Source organism: Clostridium saccharoperbutylacetonicum N1-4(HMT), assembly GCF_000340885.1.
GTDB lineage: Bacteria > Bacillota > Clostridia > Clostridiales > Clostridiaceae > Clostridium > Clostridium saccharoperbutylacetonicum.
In genome coordinates this window covers 1,068,741-1,088,058 of record NC_020291.1, presented here as the reverse complement: position 1 = coordinate 1,088,058, position 19,318 = coordinate 1,068,741, and the positions used below count along the sequence as shown (strand labels likewise).

Annotated in this window: 17 protein-coding genes and 1 other RNA gene; 1 reads left to right on the top strand and 17 read right to left on the bottom strand. The window is 30.3% G+C overall.

The window, feature by feature from the left end; genetic code table 11:
• Window positions 1-131: 131 nt before the first annotated feature.
• From CSPA_RS04780 to CSPA_RS04750, 7 genes are all read right to left on the bottom strand, one after another.
• Window positions 132-365, bottom strand: a complete 234-nt coding sequence (locus CSPA_RS04780) for a DUF2249 domain-containing protein (protein ID WP_015391076.1) — start codon at window positions 363-365, stop codon at window positions 132-134.
• Window positions 366-493: 128 nt separating this feature from the next.
• Window positions 494-2,197: a hydroxylamine reductase gene (gene hcp, locus CSPA_RS04775; protein ID WP_015391075.1), complete on the bottom strand. Its 1,704-nt coding sequence runs from the start codon at window positions 2,195-2,197 to the stop codon at window positions 494-496.
• 184 nt (window positions 2,198-2,381) lie between these two features.
• Window positions 2,382-3,143, bottom strand: coding sequence for a SagB/ThcOx family dehydrogenase (locus CSPA_RS04770; protein WP_015391074.1), 762 nt, complete (start codon window positions 3,141-3,143; stop codon window positions 2,382-2,384).
• Window positions 3,144-3,233: 90 nt separating this feature from the next.
• Window positions 3,234-3,416: a DUF1858 domain-containing protein gene (locus CSPA_RS04765; protein WP_015391073.1), complete on the bottom strand. Its 183-nt coding sequence runs from the start codon at window positions 3,414-3,416 to the stop codon at window positions 3,234-3,236.
• Between the two features lie 143 nt (window positions 3,417-3,559).
• Window positions 3,560-4,018 (bottom strand): (2Fe-2S)-binding protein, encoded by a 459-nt coding sequence (locus CSPA_RS04760; protein WP_015391072.1) that lies wholly within the window; start codon window positions 4,016-4,018, stop codon window positions 3,560-3,562.
• Window positions 4,019-4,852 (bottom strand): FAD binding domain-containing protein, encoded by an 834-nt coding sequence (locus CSPA_RS04755; RefSeq protein ID WP_015391071.1) that lies wholly within the window; start codon window positions 4,850-4,852, stop codon window positions 4,019-4,021.
• Window positions 4,839-7,184: a xanthine dehydrogenase family protein molybdopterin-binding subunit gene (locus CSPA_RS04750; RefSeq protein WP_015391070.1), complete on the bottom strand. Its 2,346-nt coding sequence runs from the start codon at window positions 7,182-7,184 to the stop codon at window positions 4,839-4,841. Before CSPA_RS04750 ends, CSPA_RS04755 begins: the two co-directional genes overlap by 14 nt.
• A 578-nt stretch (window positions 7,185-7,762) precedes the next feature.
• On the opposite strand from CSPA_RS04750, the gene CSPA_RS04745 reads away from it, so the two are divergent.
• Complete coding sequence (locus CSPA_RS04745) at window positions 7,763-8,557, top strand: SDR family NAD(P)-dependent oxidoreductase (protein ID WP_015391069.1); 795 nt, start codon at window positions 7,763-7,765, stop codon at window positions 8,555-8,557.
• Window positions 8,558-8,650: 93 nt separating this feature from the next.
• Here the strand turns inward: CSPA_RS04745 and CSPA_RS04740 are convergent, their stop codons facing one another.
• The 10 genes from CSPA_RS04740 to dnaG all read right to left on the bottom strand — a co-directional run bounded on the left by CSPA_RS04740 (window position 8,651) and on the right by dnaG (window position 19,276).
• On the bottom strand, window positions 8,651-9,979 hold the full coding sequence (locus CSPA_RS04740) for a PTS sugar transporter subunit IIC (protein WP_015391068.1): 1,329 nt from the start codon (window positions 9,977-9,979) through the stop codon (window positions 8,651-8,653).
• Window positions 9,980-10,093: 114 nt separating this feature from the next.
• Window positions 10,094-11,503: a GH1 family beta-glucosidase gene (locus CSPA_RS04735; protein WP_015391067.1), complete on the bottom strand. Its 1,410-nt coding sequence runs from the start codon at window positions 11,501-11,503 to the stop codon at window positions 10,094-10,096.
• Window positions 11,504-11,506: 3 nt separating this feature from the next.
• On the bottom strand, window positions 11,507-11,836 hold the full coding sequence (locus CSPA_RS04730) for a PTS lactose/cellobiose transporter subunit IIA (RefSeq protein ID WP_015391066.1): 330 nt from the start codon (window positions 11,834-11,836) through the stop codon (window positions 11,507-11,509).
• A gap of 429 nt (window positions 11,837-12,265) precedes the next feature.
• Window positions 12,266-13,030, bottom strand: coding sequence for a MurR/RpiR family transcriptional regulator (locus tag CSPA_RS04725; RefSeq protein ID WP_015391065.1), 765 nt, complete (start codon window positions 13,028-13,030; stop codon window positions 12,266-12,268).
• Window positions 13,031-13,232: 202 nt separating this feature from the next.
• An RNA gene (gene rnpB, locus CSPA_RS28990) (RNase P RNA component class A) lies at window positions 13,233-13,580 on the bottom strand.
• A gap of 69 nt (window positions 13,581-13,649) precedes the next feature.
• The gene (locus tag CSPA_RS04720; protein WP_015391064.1) at window positions 13,650-13,952 is read right to left on the bottom strand and encodes a hypothetical protein; all 303 of its coding nucleotides are present in this window, start codon (window positions 13,950-13,952) and stop codon (window positions 13,650-13,652) included.
• A 564-nt stretch (window positions 13,953-14,516) separates the two neighbouring features.
• Window positions 14,517-15,308 (bottom strand): Nif3-like dinuclear metal center hexameric protein, encoded by a 792-nt coding sequence (locus tag CSPA_RS04715; RefSeq protein WP_015391063.1) that lies wholly within the window; start codon window positions 15,306-15,308, stop codon window positions 14,517-14,519.
• 12 nt (window positions 15,309-15,320) lie between these two features.
• Window positions 15,321-16,013 carry a tRNA (adenine(22)-N(1))-methyltransferase gene (locus CSPA_RS04710; protein WP_015391062.1) on the bottom strand — a complete coding sequence of 231 codons (693 nt, stop codon included), beginning with the start codon at window positions 16,011-16,013 and terminating at the stop codon, window positions 15,321-15,323.
• Window positions 16,014-16,352: 339 nt separating this feature from the next.
• Window positions 16,353-17,489, bottom strand: coding sequence for an RNA polymerase sigma factor RpoD (rpoD, locus tag CSPA_RS04705; RefSeq protein ID WP_015391061.1), 1,137 nt, complete (start codon window positions 17,487-17,489; stop codon window positions 16,353-16,355).
• Between the two features lie 5 nt (window positions 17,490-17,494).
• Window positions 17,495-19,276 (bottom strand): DNA primase, encoded by a 1,782-nt coding sequence (gene dnaG, locus CSPA_RS04700; RefSeq protein WP_015391060.1) that lies wholly within the window; start codon window positions 19,274-19,276, stop codon window positions 17,495-17,497.
• Window positions 19,277-19,318: the final 42 nt, after the last annotated feature.

The following is a 19,318-nucleotide window of genomic DNA, read 5'->3' as shown; positions in this document are numbered from 1 at the left end:
CAATACTATTTATATTTTCATATTAATTATTTGATGATTGAAATTCTGATATAATAAAAAAATCATATTGAATCACAAAACTCTTTAAGTTTCTTGTAATTCAATATGATATATAACTATCTTTTTAATGTTTATTTCTTCGTGATTCCAATCCTCCAAAGTTCAGGACCCTGCTCTAAATAATTCCACTCAAATTTATTTGGAAACCTTACATTAAAATGATCATAAAGTGGACGTGGGTCATGATCATTTACCAATTCCATTGTCTCACCAATATTTATATTTTCAAAAGTTTTTAAAATAGTAGTTCTTTTATCTTTTGGTTCGTATATTCTAACATCTACAGTTGCTGCAAAATTAGACATCTGAATTCCTCCTTATTATTTTTCAACTAATTCTAAAATGAATCCTAACTACAAGCGTAATTAGGATTCTTTATTATAAATAATACTTTAGTTATTAATAGGGTGCATTTTTAATTAATATTATTCTCTTATGCTTCCATGAACATTTTCATGTCATCTTCTACATTAGTGATTCCACCAATTCCAAAGTTATCAACTAATACTTTAGCTACATTTGCTGAAAGGAAGGCTGGAAGTGTTGGCCCTAAGTGAATGTTCTTAACTCCTAAGTGTAATAATGATAATAATACTATTACAGCTTTTTGTTCATACCAAGCTATGTTGTATGATATAGGTAATTCATTAACACTCTTTAATCCAAATACTTCTTGAAGCTTAAGTGCTATAACAACTAATGAATATGAATCATTACATTGTCCTGCATCTAATACTCTTGGAATTCCTCCAATATCACCTAAGTTTAATTTATTATATTTATATTTTGCACAACCTGCTGTTAATATAACTGTATCCATTGGTAACTTTTGTGCAAATTCTGTGTAGTAATCTCTTGATTTTGCTCTTCCATCGCAACCTGCCATTACAAAGAATCTCTTTATAGCACCAGTTTTAACAGCATCTACAACTTTATCAGCTAAAGCTAATACTTGATTGTGAGCAAATCCACCAACTATTTGTCCTTTTTCAATCTCTGTAGGTGCCTTGCACTTCTTAGCCATTTCTATAACTTTAGAGAAATCTTTTGTTCCATCTGCTTTAGCTTCTATATGAGCACATCCTGGCATTCCTGTAGCACCTGTTGTAAATAATCTATTTTTGTAAGAATCCTTTGGTATAACTATACAATTTGTAGTCATAACAATTGGTCCATTGAATTTTTCAAATTCTTCTTTTTGTTTCCACCATGCATTTCCATAGTTTCCTGCAAAATGTTCGTACTTCTTAAATTTTGGATAATATTGTCCTGCAAGCATTTCACCATGAGTATAAACATCTACCCCTGTTCCTTTTGTTTGCTCAAGTAACATTTCTAAATCTTTTAAATCATGTCCTGAAATTAATATTCCTGGGTTAGTTCTAACACCAATATCAACAGTTGTTATTTCAGGATGTCCATAAGTTTCAGTATTAGCTTTATCAAGTAATGCCATACCATCTACACCAAACTTACCAGCTTCTAAAGCTAACGCTACTAAATTATCAACAGTTAAAGTATCATCTATTGTAGCTGCTAAGGCTTTTGCCATAAATGCATGAACTTCATCATTATCATATTTTAAATTCATTGCATGCTTCATATAAGCAGATAATCCCTTTAATCCGTAAGTGATAAGTTCTCTTAAGCTTCGTATATCTTCATTTTCTGTTGCAAGCACACCAACTTTTTCAGCTTTTGCATCAAATTCTATGGTATTATCAGCTGTCCAAGCTGCTGCTTCTGGCATAATCATTTCAGTAGTCTGCATTCCAAACATCTTCTTGAAGAAACCACCAGTTAATTTTACTTCTCCAACTTTTCCACCAGAACTAATTACTTTAGCTTTTAAAACTTCTCTTATATTTAAAGTTTCTTTTACTCTGTCTAAAATAGAATCTCTATCAAAATTAGCATTTGTAATTGTTGTAAATAAATTTTCTACTATAAATTTATCAACTTTACTATCTTTAACTCCAACTTTTCTTCCTTCATTGCTTACAATAGCTAATCCTTTAGTTACATATATTAATAAATCTTGAGCTTTTGCTACATTTTCATCTTTACCGCAAACCCCTACCTTAGTACAGCCCTTACATCCAGCTGTTTCTTGACATTGATAACAAAACATTGACATTTAATAATTCCACCTTTCAATTTTAAATATATATTCTAACTTATTTTAATTTTATTAATCAGCTCTTCGCTATGCTTTTATATTACTAAAACACTATGATTTATTCTGTAACAATGGTTACAAAAAAAAAAATAAAGACGGTATTTTTCACCGTCTTATAGCCAAAAGCCGTTTTATAATTAAATTATTTTAATTTTTTCCCTACTGCAGCAAGATATATAACAAACTCTTCATCGCCATCAAGCTCTAAAAGTTCATCTATCATTTTTTGATCATATATACCTATAGCACAAGTTCCAGCACCAACAGATTCACTTGCTAGATAAAGATTTTGACATACATGTCCTATATCTATTAGAATTTTTTTATGAGCCGTAATATCAAATTTCCACTCAGAACGATATGGTGTTGTGCTCCATGCAAATATAACTGCTGCTTTTTTAGCAAAATTAGGCACAAAAGGTTGGTCAAGAGTGATTGCATCTATTTTAGAATCTATTCCTTCTGATTCAAATATAAATAAAAGTCTGTGCTCTATTGGATCATATCTATATACTCCTTTTTTTATTCCTTCTACATTCATAATGAATAAATATGTTTCAAAAGAATGTGTAGCACCGCTACATGGAACTGTTCTTAAAATAAGTCCTACTTTATTTGTACCAGTAATTCCTTGAGTTGCCCATAATAAATATGATAATTCTTCAATACTCATAGCTTCATCAGAATAAAATCTCGTACTTCTTCTTTCAGCAATACATTTGTAGATATTTGGATTTTTTAAAACCTCCATATTTACTTGTGGTAAAGCAACAACTTCACACAATTTATCATATGGCTTTGTAGCATCTGGTTGTGATATTCCTTTCATTTTATCTGTTTTTATGTTCTTAAATTCATTAAAGTTAGATTTTAGAAATTTTCTCTGCTCTTCGTACCTTCCCATATTACCTTTTCCTCCCTATTTCCAAAATTAAAATATTATTCTATAAAAAATAGCTATAACAACATATGCTATAGCTATTTTCTTTATAAATTATTTATTTAGTGCAACTAATAAGTCTTCTAAATTTAATCCATGTACTTGTGAAGCATCTTCAATTGTTTCTGCTTGAGAAGAAGGGCATCCAACACATCCCATTCCAAAACTCATTAAGATTTGAGCTGCATCTTCCTTTATTCTTAATATTTCTCCAATTGTTAAGTCTTTAGTTATCATTATTAATCCTCTCCTTTACTTAATTGTAGTTATAAATTTACTTTATCTTATGCTTATATTTACGTTAATTAATTTAAATATTATATGTTTATGTTCTATAGCCTTATTATATTGATTTTCTAATTTTAAGTCTGTAACTTTTGTTACATGATTGATTTAATTGCATTTTTTATTTCTTCATAACCAGTACATCTACAAATATTCGATTGGAGCCATTCTTGTATTACATAATCATTTGCATCTGGATGTATATTAGCTAAAGCATGACAGACCATTAAAAAGCCTGAGGTACAATACCCACATTGAAATCCCCATTTTTCTACAAAGGCCTTTTGTATTGGAGCATCTTCTAACCCTTCAACTGTCATTATTTTTTTCCCAATTGCCTCCACCGTAAGCATTAAACATGACTTTATTGGCCATCCATCAACGAGAATAGTGCACGAACCACAATCTCCATTTTCACAGCTTGGTTTAGCCCCTGTAAGTCCTAATTCATTCCTAAGAGTATTTAGCAATATATCTGATGGTTTTGCTGCAACTTCCTTATTTTCTCCATTTATATTCAACGTCATTATAGTTTTACCTAGAATATTAACCACTTAATCTTCCTCCATTTTCTCTAATACTTCTAAAAGCATTTTTTGAAGCATAAATTTTCTATATTCAGCTGAACCAGATAAATCATTTAGTATTAAGACTGGCATATTACAGATAATATTATTAATTCTTTCATTCACAGATAAACTTTTATCATTCAAATAATTTTCAATTACAGAAGATCTAAATGGATAATCACAAACTCCACTAAAAGCTATATTTATTTTCTCATCATCTTTAATTGCTGCAAGGGTTATTAATGGATAATCAATCTTATCATTTTTAGTTCTTTTTACATGTAAATGCTCTAAATTAAGGTACTTGTCTTCTACTATTACCTTTACGATAAATTCCCCTGGATCTATCTTTATTCTTTTATCAAATATATCTTTAAACGCAACTTGCTTTCTACCACTTAGTCCTGCTATAACTACCTGACTGTTACAGATTAAAAGTGGAAGTACAGATTCCCTATATATAATTGTACCTGCTATATTTCCTCCAAGAGTAATTTTATCTTGAATTGTATGATCTGCAATTCTTTTAACCGTTAGACTAAGCAAAGGAAATAAATTTGCTTCTGCTATTTGAGTAAGAGTGACGGCAGCTCCTATAATAAGTTTATTTTCATCTAACTCCATAACATTACATTCCGCAATGCCTTTTATATCAATTACTGCTTCTGTATATATGTTATAAGCTCTTGCCATACTTATTATCTCTGTGCCGCCACCATAATATAATGGTTTCTTTCCTTTATTATTTAATTCTTTATAAAGATTAACAGTCTCTTCTACCGTTTCTGGTTTATAATATTCAAAATCAAAGGGTATCATATTTTCCTCCTGTCTTAGCCTTCCAAATGACTTCTGGAGTTATAGGTAAACTATTAAATTCATGTTCTGCTGCAATGGAAATTGCATTTGCAAATGCTGCTGGTATTGCTATTATGCCATGTTCAGCAAATCCACGTGCTCCAAATGGCGCATCAATTTGTGGTGTTTCAATAAAATCAATTATATATTCTGGATTTTCACCAAATCTCATTGGCTTATATGTACGAAAAGTTGTATTTTGAAGTATAGCATTGCTATCATATATAAAAACTTCTCTAGTGGCTAACCCAAATCCCATATTTATTCCTCCCATTACTAATCCTCTTGAAGTCTTTGGATTAATCAATTTACCCGCATCTATAACAGTAATTGCTTTTATAAGTCTATAGGTATAAGTTTTAGGATCATATTCAATTTCAACTCCCTGAACTCCTACAGTCCAAGCTGGTCCTGGTTTGCCTTTTCCACTTTCCTTATCTAAACCAGTGATATGACTCATTATATAACTGCCACGTCCAAGTATCTGTCCTTCCACAGCAAGGCCATTTGCTTCTTGATGTCCTCTAACTAAATCTTTAAATGAAACATATATCTCTGGATTTTGCTTTAAATAGACCTTTTCATTTTCAACTTCCAAATCTTCAGGTGGAGATTTCATAATAGTAGCAGCCAAACTTTTTAATTGCCTTATAAGATCTTCTGCTGCTCTTATTACTGCTCTTCCTGCCATAAATGTGGTCATACTTGCAACAGTTTTCCAATGTTCTGGAGAAACTTGAGTATCTACTCCCATAAATAAATGAATTTTGCCTACATCCATTTTCAATTTTTCAGCAAGAATCTGTGCTAATGTCGTTTTAGTTCCTTGACCAATTTCAACTGCTCCACTATTAAGATTTATACTTCCATCTGTATTAAATGTAATTAAAACTCCAGATACAGCATTAGTAGGTGAATTAGATGTTTTCCAAAAGCAGCCTATCCCCTTCGCTTTAATCATTCCTTCTTCTGTTTTTGTTATTTGACCTTCATCCCATTTAGCTAGTTCCTTTAATTTATTAATGCAACCTAATAAACTTCCTATGTTACTTTCACTTGTCTTTACTTGCGTCGGAGTATATTGACCAGGTATTATGGCATTTTTAATTCTCAACTCTAATGGATCCATATTAAGTTTCTTTGCTAATCTATCCATCATTCTCTCCATGCAAAAAGTATATTCTGCATGACCAAAACCACGATAAGAAGTAGCATAGGTATGATTTGTATATACACATATTGAATCACACCATATATTATCAATATTATATGGACCTGAACAATCTACAGCTACAGCTTTAGCCATACGTGGCCCAATATCCGCATAAGCTCCTCCATCAACCATATAATTTGCTTCAAGAACTGTAATAATTCCATCTTTTGTGGCACCTAATTTTAAATTTGCTTCAACTCCTATTTTGCAGGGTGAAGTTTTTATATCTTCTTCTCTTGAATTTGCTATTTTTACAGTTTTTCCATTAACGGCCTTTGCTGCAAGATATGCTATTATCTCCAACTGCATTGGAGCTTTGCCTCCAAAACCTCCTCCTACAAATGGAACTTTAACAATTATATTTCCTTCTGGGATATTATAATATTTACTCAATAATTTTTTTACTGAATAAGGAGCTTGTGAAGAAGTGTAAATTATAACTCTTCCATCTGGCATAATTTCTGCTTTAGCACTTCTGGTTTCCATTGCTGCATGATCTGATTGTGGAAGTGAAAATTTTTCACACACTGCAACTTCACTTTCTTCCCATCCTTTTCTTAAGTCCCCTTTTCTTATTTTTATTCTATGAGAAATATTTGTATTTTCTTCTGGGTACACTTCCTGAACTGCATGTTTATAACTGCTTAACTTTTCATGAATAAGAACAGCATCTGCTTTTACTGCATCACTCACTGAGTTAATAACAGTTAATGGTTCATATTCTACTTTTATTAATTTTAAAGCCTTCATTGCATTCTGTTCACTATTTGCAACTACTACTGCAACTGGTTCACCATAATAACGAACCTTATCGATTGCTATTGGAGGTCTATCCTCTATCATTGTTCCACAAAGTACTGGACAATAGTCCCCTGTAATTACAGCTTGAACACCTAATGCTTTCTGAGCTTCTGATATATCTATTGATTTAATTTTTGCATGAGCATATCGACTCGTAAGTATTTTTGCATGTAATATTCCAGTCTGAATCAAATCATCTGTATACTTTGCCTTTCCTGTTACTTTATCAAAGGCTTCCTTTCTAGGTATACTTACCCCAATTCCATTTGTTTCAGCCAAGTGCCTTTACCTCCCTCTATTCCATATACATATTCATTAACAATCTTTGCAAGCTTAACTATTTTCTATTTTTTCCATTAATCAATTATCTATTCACTGTTTTTCTTCTATATAAAAAGCATAGTTTATTTTGATTAAAAGAATGATAGATAACAAATCACAAAAATTTTGTAATTGAATAAAGAATAATTATTTATTAATTGGAAAATATAATTCTAATTCATCACTGTTATCTAGTAACTATAGATATCCAATTTAAGAATCAAACTTATAAACGGAATATACATGCATCATTGAGAAATTATAATCGTGACACTACACTAGAAATCAGATACATTTTTCTGGAAGCAGGCATGTGAAATTGAGCTGATGATGGTTCTTAATGGGGGCTTGTTTCATTTCAGCTTGTCTAGATTTTACATCTGGAACACGCTGAAATGACGACAAGCCGTCATTTAGAACCTTACAGCGAAAATTTCACTAGTCCTGTGGAAGATAAATGCATCTGATTTCGGTAATTGTTGCATAAGTCTAATTCTCTCTTTGGATATCTTTAGAAAATAAATTGAGGTGATAGCTTGAAAAAAATATTAATTACTGGCTGTGGTTCTGGCCTTGGATTTGAAGCAGCAATTGCTTTAGCTAATAGAGGACACTATGTATATGCAACGACGCATACTGAAGAGCAGGCAAACAAGTTAAACTCTCTAAATAAACGTTATAATCTTCCCCTTGAAAGTTTTAAATTAGATGTGCTATGCAAGAATGATAAAATGAAGGTACTTAAATTAAAAATTGATGTATTAATAAATAATGCTGCAATTGGAGATTCTGGTTCAGTAGCTGAAATAGATATTAATAAATATAGAGAGGTATTTGAAACTAATGTTTTTGGTCCAATTGATTTAACTCAGCTTGTTTTAAAGCAAATGATTTCTAATAAAGAAGGACGAATAATTTTTTTGTCCTCCTTAGCAGGACGTTCCCCCTTACCATTCTTATCCCCTTATTGCGCAACTAAATTTGCACTTGAAGCCATAGTCCCTTCTTTGAATGAAGAATTGCAAGTACTACATGATGTTAATATTCCTGTTATATTAATTGAACCAGGAAGTTATGCAACAGGATTTAACCAAAAAAATATAGCTAAGCAGTTTGGCTGGATGAAAATTGATTCTTACTTTAAGAATTGTATACAACAACTTGAAAAAAAGCAGTATACATACTTTAAGCTTACTGAATCTACTAATATAAATTCTATTATTAATGAATATATTAAAGCAGTTGAAGATAAACATCCAAAGAAAAGATATATTGCTCCTACTTCTCAAAAAATCTTAATTAAAATTAAAAATACTTTTAGTAATAAATAAAAAATCCTTCTATAAATGCTTTTATAGAAGGACATTTTTTATATTTGTGAATCAATCATAGTTGAGATTATAATTTTAATTAACTAATACTTTTTATGCGTGAACACCTTCAGCACTTTGAGCTGCTTGTTCATTCTTATAATTCATAGCATCTAACTTCTTAAAGAATGGAAGATATATGAAAAATGACATTACTAAAACTAAGAATTGTAATATTGCAGTTCTAACTCCACCTACTAAAAGTCCTGAAATTATTGGAGGAGTTGTCCATGGAACCATTACTCCACCAAATGGTGGTACTATACCAGTTGCTATTGCAAAATAAAGAATCAATCCTGATAACATTGGTGTAATGATAAATGGTAATGCCATAAATGGATTCATTACTATTGGTGTTCCAAAGGTGATTGGTTCATTTATATTAAATACTGCTGGTAAAATTGCTAGCTTACCTAATTGTTTACATTGAGCTGATTTTGAGAATATTAACATGGCTGTTACAAGACCTATTGTCATACCAGCTCCTGTTACTGTCATAAATTGATCTAAAAACTGTTGAGTTACTATATGAGCACCATTTGCTACTGTTAACTCTTTTCCACTTGTAACTATAGCTGCATTATCTAATGTATTTGATGTTAATAGACTTCCCATTATACCACCTACAATTGTTGAACCATGAACTCCAAACCACCATAAAAATGGAATGGCAAATCCCATAAATAATACTCCACCCAATGAATCTGTCATACCTTGTAACGGTGTTTGTATTACTTTATATATAAACTCAATTAATGTTGTTTGTAGTCCCCAATGGAATATTGAAAAGACTACGGTTGCTCCAAGTATTATAACTGCTGCTGGAATTAATGCTGCGAATGAGTTAGCAACCCCTTGAGGTACACCTGCAGGCATTTTAATTGTTATCTTCTTTTCCATAAACCATGAATAAACTGCACCTACTATTAATCCTATTATAATTGCAGTTACCATTCCTTTTCCACCACACCATGCTGTTGGTATAACATCTCCTACTGTTTCTCCACCTTTAGTTATTACTGAAGAACTAGTTGTTAGTACAAAAACAACAAAGGCTATTACACCTGCTGAAAAAGGTTCATGTCCTTCATTTTTAGCATAAATATAAGCTATTCCCATTGTTCCCATAAGTGCAATTATATTAAAAGTAGCTCCAAATGCTTTCCATAATGGGTCTGTCCATCCTGCCCCTAATGTCACTGCTAACCAATCATTTAAAGGTTGATATGGTAATTGTGCTAGTAGTAGAAATACTGAACCTATTAATGTTAATGGTAATGTAAATAAAATACCATCCTTTAATGCAATAACTCCTTTTAAATTAACAAACTTCATAACAACAGGTATTACTTTTTCATTTAAATTGTCTTGAAATGATGACATAATAATTCCTCCTAAAGTTAATTATATATACTTAATGTTTCAAATCACATATAACTTCATAGCGCGCTTTATAAAGTTAATAATAGATCTGTAAACTAAATAAGTCTTGTTTGATTAAAGATTTTCGCCTCTCTCTTCTATTATCTTTTTATACCAGTAACCTGATAATTTAATCTTTCTATTTAAATTATTTTTATGATCTACATATATAAATCCATATTGCTTTTTAAATCCATTTAACCAACTTAATAAATCGATTGCAGACCATGCATAATAGCCCTTAAGATTTATATTTTCTTCAATAGCCTTTTTTACAGCTTTTAAATGGGATTCAATATATTTTATTCTTGGAATATCTACTATTTCACCTTCAATAATAGGATCCTCATCTCCTAAACCATTTTCTGTAATATACATTTTTATATCCCCATAACTTTCTTTTAACATCCTAAGTCCATCTAAAAATGCATCTGGAGCAATCTCCCATCCCCATTTTGTATAGGTCTTATCCTCCATCATTACTGTTTTGTAAACACCATCAAACGAAGCATTACCTGGAGCTCCAGTAGAATTTTCTCTACTTCTTTCACTATTTTCATTTTGTATGTCATTTTTAGCAACTCTTTTTGGCTGATAATAATTAAGACCTATAAAATCATTTTTAGGCGCTGCTTCCTTAATCACTGACAGTTCAGCCTCTGTCCAATCTGGCGTCCAATCATTTTTTTCTAATTGTTTTACTACATATTCTGGATAATTTCCTTTTAATACTGGATCATAATACCAATTTATATCATGTTGATTAGCATGGTATGTTGCTTTTATATTCTCTTCTGCATCATCTACACTAAAGGCAGGAGAAAATACATGAGTTATTCCTATTTCACCAAATTGCTTCATTTCTTTATAGTTTTGTACTGCTTTAGCATGGGCTGTAAAAACATTATGAGTGACTTGAAAATACTTTTTAGGGTTATTTTTAATACCTGGTGGGTGTGCTCCGGCTAAATATCCTAATGCTGCAAAAACAACAGTTTCATTAAAGGTTATCCAATGCTTTACCCTATCCCCAAATGCATCAAAACATATATCTGCGTACTTTACAAAGGCATCAATAGTTTTCTTATTAGTCCATCCTCCTTCTTCCTCTAAGTTATTAGGCATATCCCAATGATATAAGGTTACAAAGGGAACTATTCCATACTTTAAGCATTCATCTATTATATTGTTATAAAATTCAATTCCTTTTTGATTTATTTCTCCATCACCATTTGGAATTATTCTAGGCCAAGAAACAGAAAATCTATATGATTCTAATCCAATTTCCGCCATAAGTTTTATATCTTCTTTATATCTGTGATAATGGTCTACAGCCACATCACCATTAGTTCCTTCAAAAGTTTTTCCTGGTATCTTGGAGAATACATCCCAATTCGATATACCTTTTCCATCCTCATTGTATGCTCCTTCTACTTGATATGAAGCAGATGCTGCTCCAAATAGAAAGTCTTTAGAAAATTTCATAGTTTAATTCTCCTTTAAATTTAATTTATTTATTACTCTTCTCAATTCAATTATTTGTTCAATTAAATTCTTCTCCGTTATTGCTGTCATCAAATGGTCCTGTGCATGAACAAATAAAACTGAAATATTTATTTTTTCACCATTTGCTTCTTTATGAAGAAACATTGTTTGTCCATCATGAGCTAATGCTAACGCATCATTTGCTAATTGCATTTCTTTTTCAGCTTCTTCATAAGTCCCTTCATTTACATAGTTAAGAGCCATATACGCATGATTTTTACAATCTCCTGCATTAACAATAATGTTCATAATTGCCATTTCTAATTCTTCCATTGCGCTCTCCTCCACTTTTTATTTTTCATTTGCGAATATTATACAAAGCAATCCAAATGCCAAACACTGAAAAAAAATTATAAAATATTATAATGTAAATAATTTCATCTTCCTAAATACTATTCAAAAGCTTCATAATTTCAATATTTTTCACAATTACTATATATTAAAAATTTTTCTTAAAAATATTTTTATTTTTGAAAATATTTTTAAGAAGCATTTATCTTTTATATACATTTCTTATACTGTTTGAACACCATCCAGTAGTGTTTTAATATTTTAGTACTTTTAGCGCTAGTGTTTATAGTATTATTGTAGTGTTTGTTTTTCGTTCAAACGCTATACAATCATTACTTTCTCCAAATAAAAAACACATTATCTATTAAATCTATAATTAAAATAAATTTAATAGATAATGTGTTTTTATTTTCATTGCCCGTAAGAGATATGTTGGGCATAATAGTTAATCAAAATCTCCAAAAATACCATTACCACTGGTTGATTATTATATGCACCTGGTCTATAAAATTGTCCAACAGATGGTAGCTGAAAATAAAAATTAGCTTTATTTCTTAAAAGAGCTACATCATTTGTTGTTATTATTACAGTCGTTATTCCATTTTCATAAGCTTCTATAACTTGTTTATTAATTTCCTTACTTCTTCCACTATCAGTTATAGCAATTAGCATATCACCTTCTTCTGCTAAGCTACAACTTTCATCTATTTCAAACTTATTATCTAATGCCTCAATATTTCTACCATATTTAAAAATACGATATCTTAAATATTTAGCTGCCAATCCTGATGATCCAATTCCTATTACTCTAATATTCTTGCTATTCTTCATTTGCAATACAATTTTTTTAATTTCTTGTTCATCTAAGATATTTTCAAGAATGCTTAAAACTGATAAATATGTTGTAATACTTCTATTAACAATATGTTCTTCATTATCTTTTTCTTCTTTATTAAAGTAACTAGAAAAATCATATCTAAATTCTACATATCCTTTATACCCTAACTTTTTACAAAATCTTGTTATTGCTGAATTTGATACTTTAAGGTGATCTGAAAGTACTACAATTGTACTGTCCATAATCAAAGTTGGGTCAGACATCAATTTATTATAAATTTCAAGTTCAACTTTTGTATATGTAGAAGCCATTGATTTCATCAAACTAATTGGATCCAAATTTCCACCCCCATAATATTACTCCTTATTTATTGCATTATATCAATATTATAAGAAAAAAACTATACTCTACGTACTAAATCTAATTTATGTAAATTTCCAAACAGCAAATATCCTGCCAAATCCTTTATAAACAAAAAAAAGCAAGGGAAACTTAAGTGAAAATACAACTAGTGTATTCCTCAAATCCTTGCAATTACTTGTTGCGAGATAAGCCATAAGCCGAGTTCTGTACTAAGCAATCATCTATCTAGGCTTACTGTTACCAGTAAGCTCAAGCGACGCACCCAGAGGCGGGACGGGCAGCCCCTCATATGCCTCTCTATTCGGTCTTGCTCCAAGTGGGGTTTACATAGCCGCGAAGTCTCCAACGCGCTGGTGAGCTCTTACCATCACCTTTCCACCCTTACCTAAGAAAACTTAGGCGGTATATCTCTGTTGCACTTTCCTTCAAGTCGCCTTGACTGGACGTTATCCAGCACCCTGCCCTATGGAGCTCGGACTTTCCTCTCCTAGATCTAAGTCTAGCAGTGATTGCATGTCTCACTCGCAGACTATATGTTAACACAATTTTAACTAATATGCAAATGTTTTATAATAACTAAATTGCATTTTTTTACTATATTAATATAAATATCACTAATAATAATATTATTATTATTATTCCATATAGACTTACACCACAAAATAATAGTGTCAATAATATTATTCCTGCCACAATCAATTTAGGATAAAGCAAACATAATAATGGATTTTTATTAAAGAAAAATGGTGAAAATCCATTTCCCCAGCCCCAAGTCCTTCTTTTTGAGCTTCCTCCCCTAAAAAAATTTCTTACAGCTCTTTTGCTATGTTTAAAAAAATGTCCAAATTCTTTTTTAAAATCCTCTCCCGATTTATTATCTTCATCATTTCTACTCATGCTACACCACATATTATTATTACAATAATATTATATGCATAATTCTAATAAATTAGGAATATGAAAATAAATAACAAGTAAAAAATTGCTAATGTAAGTTCCGATGTTGCAGCATAGCTGCTCTTTTCATAGGTGCATAGCTGCTCTTTTTAAAATTGATCCGTATTGCAGCATAGCTGCTCTTTTTAAAGGTGTATAATTTATATATATCAAATTTAAGAATCAAACTTATAAATGGAATATACATGCATCATTGAGAAATTATAATCCTAACACTACACTAGAAATATGATACATTTTTTTCTGGAGCAGGCATGTGAAATTGAGCTGTTGAAGGGTATTAATGTGGGCTTGTTCCATTTACAGCTTGTCCGAAAAGTAAGTGTCCAAATTTTATATTTGGACACACGAACTTTCTCCTTGGAGCTTTTATATTCGGAACACGCTGAAATGACGACAAGCCCACATTTAGAACCTTCCAGCGAAAATTTCACTAGTCCTGTGGAAGATAAATGTATCATATTTCGGTAATTGTTGCATAAGTCTAATTCTTACGTTATGTATCTATATAAATTCAAAGGGATCATTGCACCTTTTAGATTGAACAAATTCTACATCCTTAAATTTAACCTTCAAAAATTCTAAAGAATTTATAAAAGCAAGGAATTCAGTCGCAAAGTGACCCGCATCAATTATACTTATTCCCATTTCTTTAAAATCAGAAGCAAAATGATAAGTTGTATCTCCTGAGATTATGCAATCAGCTCCAAGGCTTTTTGCTTTATAAAAATAATCTCCTCCACTTCCATTTATTATTGCTAGAGTTTTAACTTTTTTATTGCCTCTTACAATTCTCATATTTTTTATATTCAATTTATTTTTAATATTTTGTACAATTTCATCTAATAAAATTTCTTCTTCAAACTTTATAAGCCTTCCTGTTCCTGCACCTGGATAATTTTTAAATTCAGTAGGTTCTATTATTTTATATGAGTTATATCCTAATATACTCACTAAAATATCATTAATTCCATCCTTAGTACTATCTAAATTCGTATGACAGGAATAAAGTGCTATATCCTTTTGAATTAATTTTATAATCTTATCCCCTTGCAAATCGCCTGCAGTTATACTTTTAGGCTTTTTAAAAAGTAAAGGATGGTGAGATATTATTAACTGTGCATTTAGTTCTACTGCTTCCTCTATAACTTCTTTTGTACAATCCAAAGCTAATAAAACTTTTTTAACTTCTTTTTCTTCATCTCCTACCATTAAACCAACATTATCATAGTCTTCCTTTAAAAATTTAGGTGCAACTTTTTCAATTTCATTTCCTATATCTAATACCTTAGTCAATGATTCCACCCCCTAAAAATTTTTTAATATTTTTTCTAATTTTTCATTTTTGTCTTTTAATTCATTCCGTCTCATTATTGCATGCTCAGTACTATCAGTAATAAATTCTATAACCTTTTTATTTTTTTCTATTTTACTTTCTATATAAGCTTTTAGCAAAGGTAATTTTTTATTTAACATTAATGGACTAATTTCATAAAATAAATTTTCTAATGAAATATAATCACCTTTTTTATATCTTACTTTAAATAATTCATAGTACTTATTATCATCTAAACAAATATCTTCATAAAGGATTTCATAATCATTTGTATATAAATATTCTCTTAACACTTCAGGATTTTGGGCTGGTTGAAGTATTAAGTATTCCAATTTTTTCACTTTATCAAAGTCATTTTCTAATATATCTCTAATTAGATTTCCACCCATTCCAGCTATTATAACAGTTTGTGCTTCATTATTTTTTAAAGGCTGCAAACCGCCTCCAAGTCTTAAATCTACTTTATCTGAAACACCATCTAAAGCTGCATTAATCTTAGCTTTTTTTAAAGGATCTTTGTTTATATCAGATGCAATAACTTTTTGAGCAATATTATTTTTCACTAAATAAATTGGAATATATCCATGATCAGTTCCTATATCCATTATTACTTGAACTTTATCTACCTTTTCAATAATCCAAGTTAATCTTTTACTTAATTCCATGCTTTACCTCTTTCAAAAATATAATCAAAATATACATGTTACAAAAGAATTATTCAAAATCCAAAAATTTCAAAAAGAAGTCAATATACATTGATCATTGATGCCCTGAAAGGGTACCCTATGGTGAATTGAACATTTATAAATGTAACACATATAAATAACATTAAAACTTTTAATGCACAATGAACATTTTACAAGTCACAATTAAGGATTTATATTCATTACTTAATCCCTAATTGCGAATTATTCATTGTGCATTGTGCATTAATTTATAGGCTTTTCTAATATTCTAAAATATTTAATTCAGCTTACTACTTTTAAAAATATCTTCTTAAGTTTTTAGTCTAAATAATCTTTTAACTTTTTACTTCTTGATGGATGTCTTAGCTTTCTTAAAGCTTTCGCTTCAATTTGTCTAATTCTTTCTCTTGTTACGTTAAATTCTTTACCTACTTCTTCAAGAGTTCTTGCTCTTCCATCATCAAGTCCAAATCTCAATCTTAATACTTTTTCTTCTCTAGGTGTTAACGTATCTAATACGTTTATTAATTGCTCTTTAAGCATTGTAAATGCAGCTGCTTCAGCTGGTGCTGGTGCCTCATCATCTGGAATAAAATCTCCTAAATGTGAATCTTCTTCTTCACCTATTGGTGTTTCCAACGAAACTGGCTCTTGAGCAATTTTTTGAATTTCACGAACTTTATCTACTGGAAGCTCCATAACCTTTGAAATTTCTTCTGGAAAAGGATCTCTTCCTAGTTCTTGTAATAATTGCCTTTGCACTCTTATAAGCTTATTTATAGTTTCTACCATATGAACAGGAATTCTGATTGTTCTTGCTTGATCTGCAATAGCTCTTGTTATTGCTTGCCTAATCCACCATGTAGCATAAGTTGAAAACTTAAAGCCTTTCCTATAATCAAATTTTTCTACAGCTTTTATAAGCCCTAAGTTTCCTTCTTGTATCAAATCTAAGAACAACATTCCTCTTCCAACATATCTTTTTGCAATACTAACAACTAATCTTAAATTAGCTTCTGCTAATTTCTTTTTAGCTTTTTGATTACCTTCTTCTATTTCTCTAGCATAAATCATTTCTTGTTCAGAAGACAATAAAGGTACTTTTCCAATTTCTTTTAGATACATTCTTACTGGATCGTCTATCGCAATACCTTCTGGTACAGATAAATCTATTTCTTCTTCTTCAACAGTATTATCAGAAGGTTCTTCTCCTATAATCTCAACGCCTGTCATTTCTAAAACTTCATATATTTTTTCTATTTGTTCTGGACTTAAATCAATATGATCCATTGTTTCCATAATTTCTTTATATGTTAATGAACCATTTTTCTTTCCTTTGTCAATCAAGTCTTTTACAGCAGCCATTTTAGCATTTTTATCTTTTTTATCATCTTTTGGTTTTATTGCTTTTCCATTTGTTTTTTGTTCCATATTGTTATTGCCTCCTTCCGTCATAACCTTTAACCTCTCTCCTCAACCTTCAGTTCCTTCGATAATTTAGCAAGTTCTATTGCAATCTTTATAGATTCTTCTATTTTACCTTCTTTTTCAAACTTGTTTTGTTCCTTTTTTAAAGAATCAATTTGTAACTTAAGTTTAAATTTTTTAACTTCCTTTAGGTAATCGCTTATCAATCTACTTTTATCAGCAAACTCCAGAATTTCGTGTTCTTTTATTTTTGTTAATTCTTTGGAACTTTCTACATCATCACATCTATTCTCTATATACGATTCTATATTAATAGTATCCTCATTTTTACCTTCTAATATTAATGAATAAATTTTATTATGAGATTTCATTACAAAATCTCCAACCTTTATGATGTCTTTAAGTTCATCATAAAATTCATCATTAAGCATTAATTTTAATAAAGCTCTTTCAGCTTTTAAGTATGCTGGTTCTACATATAATTTTGTTCCATAAATTCCCTTTTTATTCACAAAATTATCTTCTTTTTGTTTTTTCGTTAATACTTGCGAAAGTAAGTCATATAACGCCTGCTCTTTAATCGATGTTTCTTCAGAAATCTTCTTTATATATACGTCTTTTTCTATTGGATTTAAGTCTGCTAAAATTTCAGCAAATTTTTCTCCATATTCTATTAAGTCGTTTTGATTTTTAAGATCGATTCCTTGGGCTGCTCGCTTAATTTTATAATCAATTAATGGTAAAGCCTCATTTATTAATCTTAAAAATGCATCTTTTCCGTTATTTCTCACAAATTCATCTGGATCTTTTCCTTCTGGTACTGTTAACACTTTCACATCAAGTCCAGCACTTCTTAAAATTTCTAATCCTCTTAATGTAGCAGTTTGCCCTGCAACATCAGCATCATAAGAAATTATTACTTTATTTACATATCTTCTTAAAAGTCTTACTTGATTTACGGTAAGTGCAGTTCCTAGAGATGCAACGGCATTTGTTATACCGTATTGGTGAAGTGCTATTAGATCCATATATCCTTCTACAATAATGATATAGTCCTCTTGTAGCTTATTTTTAACTGCAAAATTCAGTCCATAAAGATTAATTCCCTTTTGGAAAACCATGGTCTCTGGTGAATTTAAATATTTTGGTTTTGAATCATCTAAAACCCTGCCTCCAAAGCCAATTACTTTTCCTCTAACATCAAATACTGGAAACATAACACGATTTCTAAATTTATCATATATATTTCCACTTTTTTCACTTTTAGAAACTAATCCAGCTTCAAGTAACAAATCATTTTTATATCCTTTTCTTCTTAAATAATTTATTACTCCCTGCCACTCATCATTGGAATACCCTAATCCAAATCGCTTTATAGTTTCCTCTTTAATTCCTCGTTTAAGGAAATAATCTTTTGCTGTTCTATTCCTTTGTAAATTAGAAAAATAATATCTAGCTGCTTCTACATTTATTTTATATAAAAGTTCTTTTTTTCTAGAAATTTTACTATTTTCTGAATTTTCTATTTGCAATGGAATATTTGCCTTAGCAGCTAGGTATTTTGCTGCTTCTACAAAAGTGAGTTTCTTATATTTCATAACGAATGTAAATACATTTCCTGCTTCTCCACATGAAAAACATTTATATATTTGCTTTTCACTAGAAACACTAAATGATGGGGATTTATCATTATGAAATGGACATAACCCCATATAATTTCTGCCTGATTTTTTTAACCTTACATCTTCTGAAATAATATCAACAATATCATTCTGTTCTTTTATTTTCTGAATTACTTCTTCTGATACTTGCAAGGAGACATCTCCTTCCATTCTGCTTTTTCGCCAGTTATATAT

Coding starts and splice junctions, on each gene's coding strand:
- CSPA_RS04780 (WP_015391076.1), bottom strand. CDS start 365: ATGTCTAATTTTGCAGCAACTGTAGATGTTAGAATATACGAACCAAAA.
- hcp (WP_015391075.1), bottom strand. CDS start 2,197: ATGTCAATGTTTTGTTATCAATGTCAAGAAACAGCTGGATGTAAGGGC.
- CSPA_RS04770 (WP_015391074.1), bottom strand. CDS start 3,143: ATGGGAAGGTACGAAGAGCAGAGAAAATTTCTAAAATCTAACTTTAAT.
- CSPA_RS04765 (WP_015391073.1), bottom strand. CDS start 3,416: ATGATAACTAAAGACTTAACAATTGGAGAAATATTAAGAATAAAGGAA.
- CSPA_RS04755 (WP_015391071.1), bottom strand. CDS start 4,852: ATGATACCCTTTGATTTTGAATATTATAAACCAGAAACGGTAGAAGAG.
- CSPA_RS04740 (WP_015391068.1), bottom strand. CDS start 9,979: ATGTCATCATTTCAAGACAATTTAAATGAAAAAGTAATACCTGTTGTT.
- CSPA_RS04735 (WP_015391067.1), bottom strand. CDS start 11,503: ATGAAATTTTCTAAAGACTTTCTATTTGGAGCAGCATCTGCTTCATAT.
- CSPA_RS04730 (WP_015391066.1), bottom strand. CDS start 11,836: ATGGAAGAATTAGAAATGGCAATTATGAACATTATTGTTAATGCAGGA.
- CSPA_RS04720 (WP_015391064.1), bottom strand. CDS start 13,952: ATGAGTAGAAATGATGAAGATAATAAATCGGGAGAGGATTTTAAAAAA.
- CSPA_RS04710 (WP_015391062.1), bottom strand. CDS start 16,013: ATGGAATTAAGTAAAAGATTAACTTGGATTATTGAAAAGGTAGATAAA.
- rpoD (WP_015391061.1), bottom strand. CDS start 17,489: ATGACGGAAGGAGGCAATAACAATATGGAACAAAAAACAAATGGAAAA.